The sequence below is a fragment of the Aquirufa aurantiipilula genome, assembly GCF_019923745.1.
In the GTDB taxonomy this organism is placed as follows: domain Bacteria; phylum Bacteroidota; class Bacteroidia; order Cytophagales; family Spirosomataceae; genus Aquirufa; species Aquirufa aurantiipilula.
Genome location: NZ_JAANOG010000004.1, coordinates 109,411 through 125,622, shown reverse-complemented (window position 1 = coordinate 125,622; position 16,212 = coordinate 109,411). Strand labels below are relative to the sequence as shown.

Sequence of the window (16,212 nt, the reverse complement as noted above, 5' to 3'; positions counted from 1 at the left end):
AAATGCTCTACTGGGACTATCATCGATTGCTGAAATATAGTTTTCCTTGAAGTCCACTATCCGTAATTGGCCAGTTGGATGCATCAAATGGATTATAGCGAATATCCACAAAATTAATTTCATAGAAATTCTTCCATTTACCCCCTTCTTTATCCAATTGCCGAATTCGATTGGCTGACACGTTCGTTACTTCCAGTTCAATATGATTCTCTTCTTTCAATATTCCTGAAGGAATGCTTATTTGGAATGGAATAGACCAAACTATTCCCAAATCTTTTCCATTCAATTTCACCTTGACCCAGTCACGCACTTGATCGAAATGAAGGACCTTGGCTGATTTAAGTTCTTCCGCTGTCATTGCAAAATCAAAGGAATACTTCGCGGTTCCACTAAACTGATGCGTGGAGGATTCTTTAGTCCAATAATTCAACTCATCCAATTGCTGAGACTTGGGCAAAGCGGGTGCACCTTGAACAAAATCCACTTGAATCTTACTACTAGGCTGAATGACAACTTCACTTTTCTCAATTAATGCAGTTAGAGCTCCTCCCTTAAACGTATTTGAAGTACGGATAATCCGACTTTCACCAGGTGCTAACACAAGAGAAAGTAGCTTTGATTTTGGCAATTTAATTTTCTTAACTTCTTGAGTTAAAGGATTCAGAATTTCTATACTCGCACTAGATTTAGCCAGTGAAATATTACCCTCTGTAAATTGATTCGATAAATTGCTTACAAAATAGGCAAAACCATTTTCTGTTCTTTTACGAATAAAAGAAAGCCCTTGTTCAGCTAGAGTCTCTTTTGTTACCGCATGACGAGTTAGTGCATCGGCAGGATCAGATAAAACTCTTAAGAGAAAACTTTCTCTAGCCTTATTCCAGCGCTCTTTTTGTTCCTCCGTATAATTCCAAGTACTAGCCACTGAAGGAATATGCTCTAAAAAATACACTGGCATTCCTTGTTTTACCCAAGTTGATAGCAATTCCATTGTCTCTAAAGACAAATGCGTACTTGGAGGAATCAACAACATTTTATAGGTATTTCCTGAAGGAGCCTTCCATTTTTTAGGGGATACAACCTGCAAGGTACTTAGTAAATAATCAGACACATAATCCACTTGAAAACCACGATTTTGCAAGGCATTAGACCATTTCCCAAAAGGAGTCTGAATCATCCAATCTCGACTATTTGCATGTAAATCCAAGGCATGTGTTTTACCAGATGCATTTCTTTGGTGCCAAATATCTTCCATGGGAAAATACAAAAGCAAGTCAGAATCTGTCGGATACTTCTGCAACATGCTTTGACATGTTTCGATGTATTTATTTAGCTCAGGTAAAGCACCCCAAAAATGACTTTGAGGGTTAAAGTTGGTACTCGCATAAAACAACCAACCTGGCCAAGCCACTTCAGGAGGAGAATAAGTAGCTCCATGGTAAAAAACATGGTTCACGCCACCTACAAAAACTTCATCAATAATAGGTTTCACTTGGGATAAGGAAACCTTAAAGTGATTTCCTAACCAAGTAGCTGTTTCGCAAGAAACCAGCTTTTTACCCATGATATCAGCTGCAGATGAAGCTAATTTAATATTTCTCAAATCAGGTATGCCAAATCGCACACTATCATAATCTGGATCAATACGATACCCCGGAATGGTATAAGGCTTGCTACCAAAAAATTCAGTCTCTGGAATATCTACCGAAGCATATAAATCAATCAAATTTCCCGGAGAACCATGTGCCTGATCACGACTTAAGAAACCTTGGCTTTTGATCCATTTGGACCAAGGTTTAGTAAATTGATTGAGTAACATATCAGCCAAAGTACGGTGATAATCAGCCCACACTTGATTTTGAAATTCATTCTCTGCTTTAGCTGAGGCTAAAACCGGTAAATAATGACGAAGATCGTAGCCATTGATTCGTTTAAATTCCTCAAATATACGTGGGCTAAAATTTGCACCATACACTTCATAAGAATCCGTATAAATAGCTCTTAGAGGTGCATGTGATTTTTTTAGGACGGAAGCAAATGGTTGTTTATACACATCCCAAGCCTCTTGTGAAAAATGATCCATCACCCATCCTTCTCCACCAGGTGCCGCACGCTTTACTTTTTGTTGGGTTAAGGTTTGATAAATCAGATAAATAACCGAGTTAGATGTTTTTGCTTTCCAATTAGATAGTTTCCCTTGTTGATATATTGGCCATAAGTCTTCTTGAAAATTACTACCCTCATACGCGGTAATGGACACTAATTGGGAATTAGGGAATTTATCCAATGTGGCTGAAATGTTGGCCACTGTTTCGCCCGCTGACAAATTCAGCGTTTGAATTTTATAGGCTTTGGCGGCTTCAGTAATACCAATTTGAGGACCTCCATAGGGCCATCCCGTTCCTAAAGTTAAATCAATACCCAAATGTAATCTTTTGGATTCCTTCAAAACAAAGGCCAATTTATTATTCCATTCAGGACTTAGATAATTCAAAAATTGCTTTTCATATCCTTTGGCTCCATAAATGGGAATGATGTGCAAACCTCCAAAACCTGCTTTGGCGAAGGCTTCCAAATTATGCGTAATTCCTTTTTCAGAAACAGCATTACCTGGCCACCACCAATAAGCCCAGGGCTTGGCACTTGAAAAAAGAGCAGGGTCTTTCGGCCCTGCTGCTTGTAGATTGCTGTATATCAACAGCAATAAAAAGAGTATTTTTTTCATTTTGTTAGACAAATCTGCCCAATAAATTTTCTAAATATTCTTGTTTACCTGATATCAAAGCTGGTTCACCAATTTCGGTAGCAATTTGATATAAGTCTTCCAATTTCAATTTTCCTTGCTCGAATTCTGCTCCTTTACCCGAATCAAAGCTAGCATAGCGTGCTGCTTTCAAGCGATCCATTTCTCCATGAGTCAAAATTTTATCCGCAATCAATAAAGCGCGAGCAATGGTATCCATTCCACCTACGTGAGCATAGAATAAATCAGCCGCATCCGTTGAATTTCTACGACGCTTCGCATCAAAGTTGATACCACCGCCAGCTAATCCACCTTGACGTAAAACAATAGCCATGGCTTCAGCCCACTCATAAATATCGGTAGGAAACTGATCAGTATCCCAACCATTTTGATAATCGCCACGGTTTGCATCCATAGAAGCCAACATGCCGTTATCAGAAGCCACTTGGCATTCATGAGCAAAAGTGTGACCCGCTAAAGTTGCGTGGTTTACTTCTAGGTTTAAACCAAATTCTGACAATAAATCAAACTCTCTCAAGAATCCAATCACAGTAGCAGAATCATAATCATATTGATGCTTCGTTGGCTCACATGGTTTTGGTTCAATGAAGAACTTCCCTGTAAATCCATTTCTACGAGCGTATTCCACACAAGTATGTAACATACGTGCAAAATGTTCACGCTCACGTTTCATATCCGTATTCAATAAAGACATATATCCTTCTCTACCTCCCCAGAATACATATCCACGACCACCTAATTTAATGGTTGCATCTATAGCAGATTTCAATTGAGCACCCGCATGTGCTACTACTTCAAAGTTAGGATTGGTAGAAGCGCCATTCATATAGCGCTCATTAGAAAACAAATTAGCCGTTCCCCAAAGTAATTGTACACCACTTTCTGCTTGTTTCTTAGCAAAGATGTCTGAGATAAATTCAACCCGACTGCTGAACTCTTTTGGATCCATAGATTGATCAATGGCATCCACATCATGGAAGCAATAAAACGGAGCTCCTATTTTAGTAATGAATTCAAATGCTGCATCTGCTTTATCCGCCGCACGTTGACGTGGATCAGAAGCTACATCCCATGGGTAATGATGTGTACCTGGTCCAAACGGATCAGAACCGTCACCGCAGAATGAGTGCCAATATGCAATAGCAAAACGAAGGTGCTCCTTCATGGTTTTACCCGCTACTATTCTATTTTCATCATAGTAACGAAATGCTAAAGGATTATCTGAGTCTACTCCTTCAAATTTAATTTTTTCGATGCCTTTGAAATATTCTTTTTGGCCTATAATCACACTCATGGTTCAACAGTTTAATTTATATCTATAAGCTTCAAAACTACAAAATCTACCCAAGACTAAAATAGCTATCTGTCTTTTTTTTTAGTCCGTCCTATCGAGTAATCCAGGATGGCTTTCTAATTGATGAAGAAAGAGTAAAATCTTTTTTCTATTTTTGAGAAAAAAGAGCTCATCAATGACAAAAAAACTATTCCTCTTCCTATTATTAGGACTTTTTGCTAGTCCTGTTTTTGGCCAATCAGCAGCTGGAACTTACAATGCTAACAATCGATTCGAACAATTAGAATCCATTCTGCCTACACCCAACAGTTACCGTACTGCAAGTGGCTCACCCGGTAAAGATTACTGGCAACAACGCGCAGATTACGACATCAAAGTCGAATTAGACGATATCAATAGAAAAATCACTGGTTCTGAGACCATTACATATTTCAACAATTCGCCTGATGAATTACCTTATTTATGGTTGCAGCTAGATCAAAACCTTTTTGAAAAAGGCGCAGCTGGGAGCACCACCAAAACGGGTGATATCAAAAATGGTATATCAGCCTCTGCATTTAAAGAACTAACAGATCCAAAAAGTTATGGATATAAAATCACAGCAGTAAAGGACATCAAAGGAAATGCTTTACGCTACACCATTAATCAAACTATGATGCGTATCGACTTGCCTACACCCGTAAAATCAGGGGCAAGTGTAAGCTTTGCTATTGACTGGAATTATTTAATCACAGAATACTACGGTCGATCAGGATATGAGTTTTTTGCTAAAGATGGCAATGCCAATTATTTCATTGCGCATTGGTTCCCAAGAATGGCGGTGTACAACGACGTATATGGCTGGCAGCACAAGCAGTTTTTGGGTCAAGGGGAATTTACTTTGAACTTTGGAAACTATAAAGTAGCTATCACAGCACCCAATGATATGGTTGTGGGTGCAGGTGGAGAATTGTTGAATCCCAACCAAGTAATGACCGCCAACCAATTAAAACGTTGGGATAAAGCTAAAACGGCCACTCGCCCGGTTGAAATCGTCAATCAAGAAGAAGCTGAAGCAGCTGAAAAAGGAAAACCTTCTGGGAAAAAAACCTGGATTTACAAGGCAGACAATGTACGTGACTTTGCCTTTACGGCTTCCCGTAAATTCATTTGGGATGCAATGCAAGTGGACGTAGAAGGTAAAAAAGTGTGGGCAATGTCCTATTATTCGAAAGAAGGTAATCCACTTTGGGGAAAATATTCCACCATGGTTGTAGCGCATACCTTACGTTCTTATTCTAAAAGAACAGTTGCCTATCCATATCCAGTAGCTATTTCTTGTCATGCTACCCTAGGTGGTGGCATGGAATATCCTATGATTTCTTTCAATGGTGGTCGTCCGGAAGCTGATGGTACCTATTCAGAAAATGTTAAGAATGGTATGATCGGGGTTATTATTCATGAAGTTGGACACAATTTCTTCCCAATGATCATCAATTCAGATGAAAGACAGTGGTCATGGATGGATGAAGGTTTAAATACGTTCTGCCAATATTTAGCGGAGCAAGAATGGGATCGTAATTTCCCAGCCAGACGTGGTGAAGCTCAAAGTATTGTCCCTTACATGCGTTTGGATTCAAAGAATCAAGTTCCAGTGATGGCTAATTCTGAAAACATCATGGACTTTGGAAACAATGCCTATGCTAAACCAGCCGCGGCTTTAAATATTCTGCGCGAGACGGTGATGGGTCGTGAATTATTTGATTATGCCTTCAAAGAATATGCTCGTCGCTGGGCATTCAAGCAACCTTACCCTGCCGATTTCTTCCGTACCTTAGAAGATGCTTCTGGAGTGGATTTGGATTGGTTCTGGAGAGGATGGTTCTACGGAACGGAGCCAGTTAATCAGTCGATTGAAACAGTGGATTGGTATGGCATTGATAACCAAGATCCTATTGCCAAAAAAGCAAAAGACAAGGCAGATTTTACAGCTAAAAGAGAGACTATTTCGAATATCCGCAATAAAACAGATATCAAAGAAACAGTTGTGGAGAAAGAACCTGACATGAAGGACTTCTACAATAGCTATGATCGTTTTGCGACTTCGGATGCAGAGAAGAAAAAATACCAAGATTACCTATCATCTTTATCCGATGAAGAGCGCAAATTGGTAGCTGAAGGAAAGAATTTCTATGTGGTTAATTTTAAAAATAAAGGTGGTTTACCCATGCCAGTAATTGTTAAATTGACTTTTGAAGATGGAAGCGAAGAAGTAATGCGTTTCCCTGCAGAAATCTGGCGTTTGAATGATGTTCAAGCGAAAAAGATTATCCCAACAAGCAAGAAAGTGGCTAAATGGACCTTAGATCCTTATTATGAAATTGCAGATATTGATACGGACGACAATTCATTCCCACGTGAACCGGTTCAACCTACGCGAGTTCAATTATTTAAAGCACAACCTAGAAACTATGGTGCTGGACAAGCCAACCCAATGCAAGAAGCACAAAATGCTAAAAAGGCGGCTGGAGCAGTTACAGGTTCTAAAAACTAATTTCCCCTTTGGGAACAACAAAAATGTCAACCTCTAGGGGTTGACATTTTTGTTAATAAGCAATTCTCTAATCCAGTATTACTCTATACCAAACTTCATTTTGATAAATATCCATAACTTTTGAATATCAGGTACACGGACACGCTCTTCTTTGATTAGCTCTAGAGGTGCCTTCTTTATTTTCTCAAATAACTGGGTATAATACAAATAGGCTAAAAGTACACCCTTTTTAGCTTCCTCTGGCAATCGATTGATTCCACGCAATCCTGCATCAAAATCCAATTGTATATCCGCTTCTATTTCCTTTTTATCCTTTTCCGTCATAGTCAGATAGTCGATATGCGGAAAATACACCCTTCCCCTCTCTTCAAAATCTGATTTGATATCACGCAAAAAATTGATTTTCTGAAATGCTGAACCCAAGGCACATGCATCTGATTTTAAGGTGGAGTATTGGGATTTATCTCCTTGACAAAAAACATGTAAACACATTAAACCTACCACCTCAGCCGATCCGTAAATGTATCGTTTATATCCTGCTTCATCATATTGAGTTTCAAATAGGTCAAGTTCCATGGAATACAAAAATGCATCCACTAATTCTTGCTCCATACCGTATTCATGATAAACTCGTTGAAAGGATTCCAAAATTGGATTCAAACTTATTTTTTCTTCTAAAGCCCAATAAGTGTCCTGTTTAAATCGCTCAAATAAGACTTTTTTATTGTGATTATGAAAGGTATCTACAATTTCATCTGCCAATCGAACAAATCCATAAATCGCATAAACAGGATCATGAAAGCGACTAGATAAGGTCTTAATTCCTGATGAAAAGGAAGTGGAATAGGCATTAGTTAACAATTTGGAACAAGCCAAAGAAACACGCTGATATAAATCTATCTGGGTCATGCTATTTTCTTAGGGATTTATCTACTTCATTAGCAACCACTAAACCAGAAATTAAGGAAGGAGGAACGCCTGGTCCAGGTACGGTCAACTGACCTGTATAGTAGAGATTATCCAATTTTTTATTTTTCAAACTAGGTTTTAATATAGCTGTTTGCATTAAGGTATTGGCCAAACCATAAGCATTTCCCTTAAAGGCATGATAATCAGACATAAAATCTTGGTGAGCATAAGAGCGTTTATACACAATAAAATCCCGAATATTTTCGCCACAATAAGCTTCCAGACGGTCCATTAATTGAAGGAAATACTTTTCTCTATATACTTCTGTATCCTCTAAATCAGGGGCAACAGGAATCAACAAAAAGATATTTTCACAACCTTCTGGCGCTACTGATGGATCTGTAATAGAAGGAGCGCTGGCATAAAATAAAGGATCTGATGGCCAGGATGGATCCGTGTAAATCTCATGTGAATGCACAGAAAAGTCGCGATCAAAAAATAAATTATGATGTTTTAGTTTGGGTAGACGTTTGGAAATACCTAAATAAAACAACAAAGACGAAGGAGCCATAACACGTTTATCCCAATACTCCTCGGAATAATTTCTAAAATCCTCCCCCAACAATTGTTCTATCCAATGGTAATCTGCACTAGCTACCACCATATCTGCCTCAATTAAACCTTTCGCTGTTTTTACCGCCCGAACATGTTTGTTAACAATTTCAAAGCCCTTCACTTCCGCGTTATAAGTAAATTTCACTTTCTTTTCCTCTGCCAAAGCCACCATTCCATTTACAATTTGGTGCATACCTCCCATGGGATACCAAGTTCCCATGGTTATTTCGGCAAAATTCATCAGACTATACATCGCTGGTGTATTTTGCGATATGGCTCCTAAAAATAGGATGGGGAATTCCATCAATTTTAAAAGGGTGCTCGACTTAAAAAACTTACGAATATGCTTGTAAAATGAAGAAAAGACATCCATGCGGATGGCATCAACTAGTAGTTTTGCACTTAGAAACTCGGTGATTTTAACGGATGGACGCCAAACAAAATCCTGAATTCCCACTCGATATTTATAGGCTGCTTGATTTAAAAACTTGTCCAATTGGCTGGAAGCTCCTTCTTCATATGATTCAAACAAGGCCTTAATTCCATCCAAATCTGCTGGAATATCAATTACCTCAGAGTCTGATAAAATAACAGAATAGGATGGGTCTAATCGTTTCAACTCATAGTAATCGGAAGGTTTTTTGCCAAATTTTCCAAAATATGTTTCAAAAATATCTGGCATCCAATACCAGCTTGGACCCATATCAAAAACAAATCCAGCTTCCCTAAAAACACGGGCACGTCCCCCAGGTTCTGCATTCTTTTCCAATACCTCCACTTCATATCCACGGTCAGCTAGAGCGGTAGCCGCTGAAATTCCTGAAAAACCTGCACCAATTACAATTACCTTTTTCTTTTTCATCCTATCCAATTAATCGAACCTAAACAAATATAACCATCTTTTGAAAAGACCTGTGATGCCTAAAAGAAAAAGCCAGATAAAATCTGACTTTTTGCTTGTTTCTTCTGTTAACCAAAAAACTAATCAATTCTGAAATTTTAAGCGTACATGTGCAATTTTTTCTTTAATTCCTTACGAGCAATATGAATTCGATTTTTTACTGTGCCAATAGGCAAGTCCAATTCTTCCGAGATTTCATGGTATTTAAAACCTCTGAAATACATTAAAAATGGCAATCGATACATCTCATCCGTTTGGTTTAAAGCTTTTTCTAAATCTTCGCGCACAAACTCGGACAAAGCTCCGTTGGTTTGCAAAGATTCTTGTGAGTTGATGAAGTGTAAATTCTCAGTGGTATCAATAAAGGTATTTCGACGTACCATGCGCTGGTACTGGGTAATGAATGTGTTTTTCATGATGGTAAACAACCAAGCTTTTAGATTGGTACCTTCTGCATACTTTTCACGGTTGGAATAAGCCTTCACCAAGGTATCTTGAACCAAGTCGTTGGCATCATCCAGATCTTTTGTTAAACGTAATGCAAAGGGTTTCAAAAACTTAGAAAAGCTTCCAACCTGATACGTAAATTCAAGAGCTGTCATAAACGTTGTGTTTGTTTTGTTTAACAAATTTATAAAAAGATTAAACAAAACAAATTATTATTAAAAAAAATTATCGCTGTAACCCTCTAAATGGTCGTCCCAAAAAGCTCAATCATCGGTTATCTACCTATGCAATTGGGCTAAAAAATAAAATGAGTGTATATTTAAATCCCCATCTGAAAAAGATGGTATGCGCATGAAATTAAAATCACTAGTATTATTTTTCTTCTTGCTTCTGCTTTTTCACGAATCTTATTCGCAGAAAAACTGTTTTTGCACACTTCAAGGAAAAGTATCCTCCATCGAAAATCGTGAAAAAATAAAAGGTGCTTATGTCTATTTGAAAGGCACCAATTTCGCTGTTCAAACCGATTCCTTAGGTTTTTTCTCCATTAAGAAAATCTGTCCAGGTTCCTATACTTTGGTTTGTGAGATGAGTAGCTATGATCCAGTAGAAATCAAAGTTAATCTGACTGATCAACATGAGGAAAATATTGCACTTCATACGCATGATGAACATTTGCAAGAGGTGGTGGTCAGTGGCAAAAGAAATGAAACTAGCGCTCAAATGCGCGGATCCTTGAGTTCAGAGGAAAGAAAAGAAAGAGATGGTCTTAATTTGGGAGAAATGCTTAAGGGCATATCAGGTGTGCAAAGCCTGCAAACAGGTAGCACCATTTCTAAGCCTGTCATTCACGGAATGCACTCCAGTCGGGTGATCATCCTCAATCAAGGTGTACGCCAAGAAGGTCAAAATTGGGGTAGTGAACATGCTCCTGAGGTTGATCCATTTGTCAGCAAAAATATTCAAGTGATAAAAGGACCTGCTGGTTTAAGGTATGGCGGAGATGCTATAGGTGGTATTGTTATGTTAGAACCTAACGCACTCCCAGATACCAGTGGCATAAAAGGTGAGCTGCAAAGTATTTACTTCACCAATGGCCGCCAATGGGTTGGTTCTGGAAGTCTAGAGGGTGGTTTCGTTGGAGCCAAAGGATGGGGTTGGCGTGTACAAGGAACCATCAAAAATGGAGGAAACATTCATTCGGCTAATTATTATTTGGCCAATACTGGTGTACAAGAGCAAAATTTTTCTGGTCAAATAGGCTATAAATCACGGCAGTTTGGAGCCGATCTATTCTATAGTAGATTCCATACTGTTTTGGGTATCTTCTTGGGTTCTCATATTGGAAACGTGAATGATTTAGAAAGATCCATTGCCTTGTCTAGACCATTAGAGCAATTTACTCCACCTGAGTTTATTCGTAATATAGATCGACCAAACCAAGACGTCATTCATGATTTATTAAAGTTTAAAAGCTTTTATCAAGTTTCACCAAACTACGCATTACGATTCACCTTGGCTCATCAAACGGATGAGCGATTAGAGCTAGATGTCCTTCGTGCTGGTAAAAACATCAATACTTTAAGCTTTCAACTAAGTACCTGGAATGGAGAACTTTTATTGGATGGGGCATATTCTAGTCAATTATGGAAAGGGCAATTCGGTCTAACCTTCTCCCTTCAAGACAATATCACTTCCGGTAATCGAGTAAACTCTCCTACTTTGATTACCAGTCTTTTACCCAATTACGAACAAAATAACTTGGGATTATTTGCCATTGAAAGAATGGTCAAAGAAAAATGGGAATTGGAATTAGGTCTTCGATTAGATCAAAAGCAGATTGTAACCCACCGTCCTATCAAAAATTACTCTTTCATCATTGATCGAGATATAAAGAACTTTACAGGCTTATCTGGTAGCGCAGGCTTAAAATACCACTGGACTGATAATCTAGAAAGCCACTTCATTTTAGCTAGAGCCTTTAGAGCGCCTGGAGCCAATGAACTTTTTTCTAATGGTGTTCACCATGGTGCAGCAGCCTATGAAATTGGGCAACCTAATTTAAAAGGGGAAACCGCAACCAACCTAAGTCTAAATACCCAATATAATTTAGAGAAATGGGACATCGAATTAGGTTTATACAGCAACCATATTCAAGATTTTATTTATTTACGCCCCATGGTGAATGATGGCCAAGCTGTGTATGTGGTAACGCTTCGAGGAATTTTCCCTGGCTTTACTTATGAACAAATCAATGCGCGATTCAATGGATTAGATGGCCAAATATCCTATCACATCAATCCCAAAATTTCCTTGCAACATAAAACTAGTTTGGTAAGAGCCTTTAATACCAAAAACCAAGAATACATGGTCAACATTCCAGCTGATCGCTTTGAATACTTGATCCGATATCAATTCAACCATAACAAACAATACATCAGTGCTGGCTTAACTCAAGTATCACGACAAAACCGTGTAGAAGCAGGATCTGACTATGTTGAGCCACCAGCTGGATATCAATTAGTGCAACTCAATTGGGGATATCAATTCAATAAATTGGATGTTGGAATACGCATTACCAATGCACTAAATGAATCGTATCGGGATTACTTAAATAGGTTCCGCTATTATACAGATGACCAAGGACGTAATATCCAGTTGAGAGTTGCCTACAAATTCAGTTAATTACCTTCTCAACCATTGCTCAGGATTCTGGCGAATGGTATTTTTCCATACTTGAAAATTGATTTCTGCTGTACCATCATCATCTGATGCCACACTGCCAATTCGCTGTCCAGTACGAACACGTTGTCCGGTGGAAACAGAAACATTATCCAACTTAGAATAAACAGTGAAATAGTCTCCATGCTGTATAGCTACGACCATATTGATACCTGGTATATTCACCACTGACTGAACGATTCCTTCATAAACAGAATGTACAGGAGATCCCGGGGCTGTTTGAATATCGATACCATTATTATTAATCATCACACCTTTTAAGATAGGATGTTTATGTACCCCAAAGTGATCGGAAATGAAACCCGAAGGTACAGGGAAAGGCATTCTGCCGCGCAAAGCTCCAAATGAACTAGCTAATTTGGCCTCCTCCGCATTCATATAATATATATTCTTTTCTAATGGCTCAGCTTTTGCCACTTCAACTTTCTCTGCCACCTTGGCCTTGGCTAGCTCTTTTTTGTCCTCAGCCGTTTCTACTCTCGTCTCAGATTTGGCATCTTCCTTACTCGACTTCTCTGAGTATTTTGGTAAAGTCCCATCTCCCTTCAAAGTGGGTAAAGACGGTTTGTTAACTTCCAATTTCCTGGCTTGCTGGGCTAAACGCAGACGTCTTTCTCTTTCCTGACTTTTTTGAATTTCTCTAGCCACAATTCCCGCAATCAAATTATCCAATTTCCGAATTGCCAATTTCTTGCGCTCTAATTCAATGCGTAATTTCTTTTCTTGCTGTGTTAAGACAGTAACGACTTTATCCTCTTTGGTTTTGAGTACTTCCAAATTCTTTTTCTCCTTTTCCTTCTCTACCAACACCTTTTTCTCTTCTGTTTTCTTAAAAATCACTTGTTGCTCTTTGGACATCAAATCCTGACGAGTTTGAAAAATCTTATGGGCTTGGGCTTTTCGGTTACTGGTAAATTGGCGCAAATAGTCGAAACGGCGAGTAAATTCCCCCAGGTTGGAAGAAAGCAATAAGAAACTTAACTTATTATAAACGGTAGACGTCTTTTGTGCTTCAAATAGCATTTGAGCATACATCCGCTTTAATTTTTTCAATTTGGCAGCTAGAATGTCGCTTTCTTGGCGGAGTTTATTCGCTTCTTGTGCCAAAAGCTTTTGATTTTCACTCAAAATGCCAATTTGCTTTTTCTGCACCCCAATCTGCTCTTTCAAAACGTTTAATTTCCCCAAAGAAACTTTCTTCTTCTTGGAGGTACGAGAAATGATGCTGTTTAATTCTTTAATCTTGGCTAAATTTTCCTTCTTTTGACGCTCCAATTGCTCTCTTTTATCCACTTGGGCATCCAAGGAAAAAGTAAGCAATAAACAGAATAGAAAAGCAATGTATTTCAAGGTTTTAGGATTTATTTGTTGAGGTATTTGGCAGGAACTTTAAAAGGAAATTCCAAGGGACTATCTAACAATTCTACTTTTGAATACTTAATACTAATGAGAGTTTTAACCAATTTATTGTCCTTGTCCTTGACATCTAAGGTTATTTGACTCGAAAATGGAAACAAAAACTGGTTGATTGCCGCAAAATCTTCATAATCCAAAGTCAATTTATTTTCTGTAGGCCCATCATTTACTAAAAGTTTTTTCAATTTTCTGTTGGGCCCTACATAATTATCAATTTGAATTCGACCTTCATCTTGTTTCAATATATAGTTTTCATTTTCCCGAATGACTCTCGAATTATTCTTCTTGAATGGTTGATTTCCTACAATTAAAGATTGTAAGATTTCATAGTTAATCTTAAAACCCATTTTGGTACTTAAACTGTCGTAGGTCAAATTAAAATACTCATTATTGATTTTATGAAAAAACTGAACTCGATCTTTAGAAAAAAGACCCGTAGCACCTGTAATCATGGAAACCGAAATATTCATCCAGATTATACTATCCTTCTTCATTCGAATATCTACCGTGTAGGTATCTGAATTGGAATTGGTCTTCCAAAGTACTTTAGATTTCGCTTTTAAGTAATTAAAATTCAAATCCTCAGTAGCCACTTTAGGTTCCTCTACAACAGGCTGCTCTTCCACTACTTCAGGCTTTTTCTCTACGATTACTGAAGTATCTTTAGCCATGATGCTATCACTAAGGGCCACGGATTCAACAGGTGTATTCACAACTTTTTTCCCGCAAGATTGAAAAAGGATGAATAAACCAAAAAGTAAAATATTTTTCCCGTGGCTTAAATATGGCATGCGATTTTTTTTACGACACAAAATTATCTCAATTTTCGATAATTTGCCTCTTCTCAATCTTTTTAAATAAATTAGGACTGGCACCTTCTAGACTTTTTGCTTTTTCCCAGGCCTTGACTGCCTCCTCCGATTTCCCTAGGCGAAACAAGATATCTCCATAATGTTCCCAAACGGTGGAACTGTTTTGCTTTTCATCTTTCAGGGCTAATTCCAAATATTGTAAGGCTTTGGCATACTCTTTTTGCTGGTACAATACCCAAGCATAAGTATCTAAATAAGTCCCATTTTTAGGAAATTTATCTGTTAGCAATTTGGCCATTTTAGCGGCTTTGTCGAGTTTTTCCTTTCTTAACGACAAATAATAACTGTAATTATTTAAAACATGTTCTTCCTCCGGGCTTTTGGCCAATACCTTTTCAAAACTCATATCAGAATCGCGGTAATTCCCCGTGGCATGATAGGCATCTCCCATCAAAGCGAACAACTGTACATACCAAGTATCTTTTTCTTGAACATAGGGATTAGCCGATTCGAATGATGCTAGAGCTTCTTTACTCTTCCCTTGCATGTATTGGGCAAAACCCATTTGGAACCATAAAAAGCCTTGATTCGGATAGGCTTCTAAAGCTTCTTGTGCATGTACTTGAACACTATCCAAGGCGTTCATCTCAAAATCCAATTGAATAATTCTAGTCCAAACTTCAAACTTCCCTCCCCCATTCCTAGCTGCCTTAATATAAGCTTTTTGACCTTCTTGAAACTTGGAAATACTCATCCATAAATCGCCTTGCATAGCCACAAATCGAGGTTCTTTAGGAAAAGCTGCCACTGCTCTTTGTAAAAAGGCATAAGCTTTGTCCCAATCTCCCTGACCAGACATTAATTCAAACGTTTGTAAAGTAACCTGACTAAACAACTCTATATGCATGTCTGAATCTGCTAAACAACGGTCCAAAAAGGAAAGTGATTCTGCAAAATTCTTTTCATGAACACGTACATTGGCATTCAATAATGCTACTTGGCCATCATTAGGAAAATCTGCCGATAATTGCTCTAAGGCAGACTTAGCTCCTTTCCAGGTACTCAAATGCCACCAATATTCCATTTGCTCCCAAGCGAATAATGGCTCTTCTGGGTTATTGGCTACAAAACTTACTCCTTCCTGAATAGCCTCCTCCCATTGTTCATTTTTCAAATAAATGTATTGCTTCGTTCGGATGATTTCAGGAAAATCACCTATCCATGGTTCTGCTGATTTCAAGGCCTTTAAAGCCTCATCTCCTTGATTATTCCAAAGGTATGCCTGAGCTAATCGAAGATTCACATCAGGCTGCATAGAATCATATTGTATCAGTTTCAGAAAACAGGCAATTGCTTCTTTAGACTTCCTTTCTTGCAATAATAAATCCCCATAAAGTAATCCATAATCCAAGGAATAAGGAGAAAGCTCATTGGCCTTTTGCGCGTATTTCAAAGCATTGATGGCTTTGCCTTGTGCCAGATAACATTTAGCTAAATAAAAGGAAATTGAAGCCTCTTGAGGCATTTCAGCTAAAAGCTGCTCCCATACTAATATGGCCTCATCATAATCTTCTTTCAAATAATGGCGCATGCCTTCCGCCATCCACTCTTCTGCTCGTGAAGGAGAAAAAGCGGAGCTTTCTTTCTTACCTTTTTTCCCATTTTCCTGAGCAAACAGAGAATTGGAAAGCAAGCAAACTAAAAGTATGGGATAGAGGTATTTCATAAAAGTTCGAATATACCGAAATACCCCGAATCCTTTTCAAAATTTTAAATGAA

Annotated in this window: 10 protein-coding genes; 2 read left to right on the top strand and 8 right to left on the bottom strand. The window is 38.2% G+C overall.

Annotated elements, in window-relative coordinates:
- Positions 1–19 precede the first annotated feature (19 nt).
- Positions 20–2,725 (bottom strand): glycosyl hydrolase, encoded by a 2,706-nt coding sequence (locus G9H60_RS05825; protein WP_223143147.1) that lies wholly within the window; start codon positions 2,723–2,725, stop codon positions 20–22.
- A gap of 4 nt (positions 2,726–2,729) precedes the next feature.
- Positions 2,730–4,058 carry a xylose isomerase gene (gene xylA, locus G9H60_RS05820; protein ID WP_223143146.1) on the bottom strand — a complete coding sequence of 443 codons (1,329 nt, stop codon included), beginning with the start codon at positions 4,056–4,058 and terminating at the stop codon, positions 2,730–2,732.
- 175 nt (positions 4,059–4,233) lie between these two features.
- On the opposite strand from xylA, the gene G9H60_RS05815 reads away from it, so the two are divergent.
- Positions 4,234–6,591, top strand: a complete 2,358-nt coding sequence (locus tag G9H60_RS05815; protein ID WP_223143145.1) for a M1 family metallopeptidase — start codon at positions 4,234–4,236, stop codon at positions 6,589–6,591.
- A 78-nt stretch (positions 6,592–6,669) separates the two neighbouring features.
- On the opposite strand, the gene G9H60_RS05810 is transcribed toward G9H60_RS05815, so the two are convergent.
- From G9H60_RS05810 to G9H60_RS05800, 3 genes are all read right to left on the bottom strand, one after another.
- A complete protein-coding gene (locus tag G9H60_RS05810; RefSeq protein ID WP_223143144.1) occupies positions 6,670–7,500 on the bottom strand; it encodes a phytoene/squalene synthase family protein in 831 nt (276 codons plus the stop codon).
- 1 nt (position 7,501) lies between these two features.
- Positions 7,502–8,977: a phytoene desaturase family protein gene (locus G9H60_RS05805; protein ID WP_223143143.1), complete on the bottom strand. Its 1,476-nt coding sequence runs from the start codon at positions 8,975–8,977 to the stop codon at positions 7,502–7,504.
- 137 nt (positions 8,978–9,114) lie between these two features.
- Entirely contained in the window at positions 9,115–9,618 is a 504-nt protein-coding gene (locus G9H60_RS05800) for an RNA polymerase sigma factor (protein ID WP_223143142.1), read from the bottom strand.
- 190 nt (positions 9,619–9,808) lie between these two features.
- Between G9H60_RS05800 and G9H60_RS05795 the strand changes: the two genes are divergently transcribed.
- Positions 9,809–12,148 carry a TonB-dependent receptor gene (locus tag G9H60_RS05795; RefSeq protein ID WP_223143141.1) on the top strand — a complete coding sequence of 780 codons (2,340 nt, stop codon included), beginning with the start codon at positions 9,809–9,811 and terminating at the stop codon, positions 12,146–12,148.
- Here the strand turns inward: G9H60_RS05795 and G9H60_RS05790 are convergent, their stop codons facing one another.
- From G9H60_RS05790 to G9H60_RS05780, 3 genes are read right to left on the bottom strand one after another with little or no spacing between them, the layout of a single operon-like run.
- Positions 12,149–13,555 (bottom strand): murein hydrolase activator EnvC family protein, encoded by a 1,407-nt coding sequence (locus G9H60_RS05790; protein WP_223143140.1) that lies wholly within the window; start codon positions 13,553–13,555, stop codon positions 12,149–12,151.
- Positions 13,556–13,566: 11 nt separating this feature from the next.
- Positions 13,567–14,412, bottom strand: coding sequence for a DUF4292 domain-containing protein (locus G9H60_RS05785; RefSeq protein ID WP_223143139.1), 846 nt, complete (start codon positions 14,410–14,412; stop codon positions 13,567–13,569).
- A 28-nt stretch (positions 14,413–14,440) separates the two neighbouring features.
- Positions 14,441–16,159, bottom strand: coding sequence for a tetratricopeptide repeat protein (locus G9H60_RS05780; RefSeq protein ID WP_223143138.1), 1,719 nt, complete (start codon positions 16,157–16,159; stop codon positions 14,441–14,443).
- Positions 16,160–16,212 lie beyond the last annotated feature (53 nt).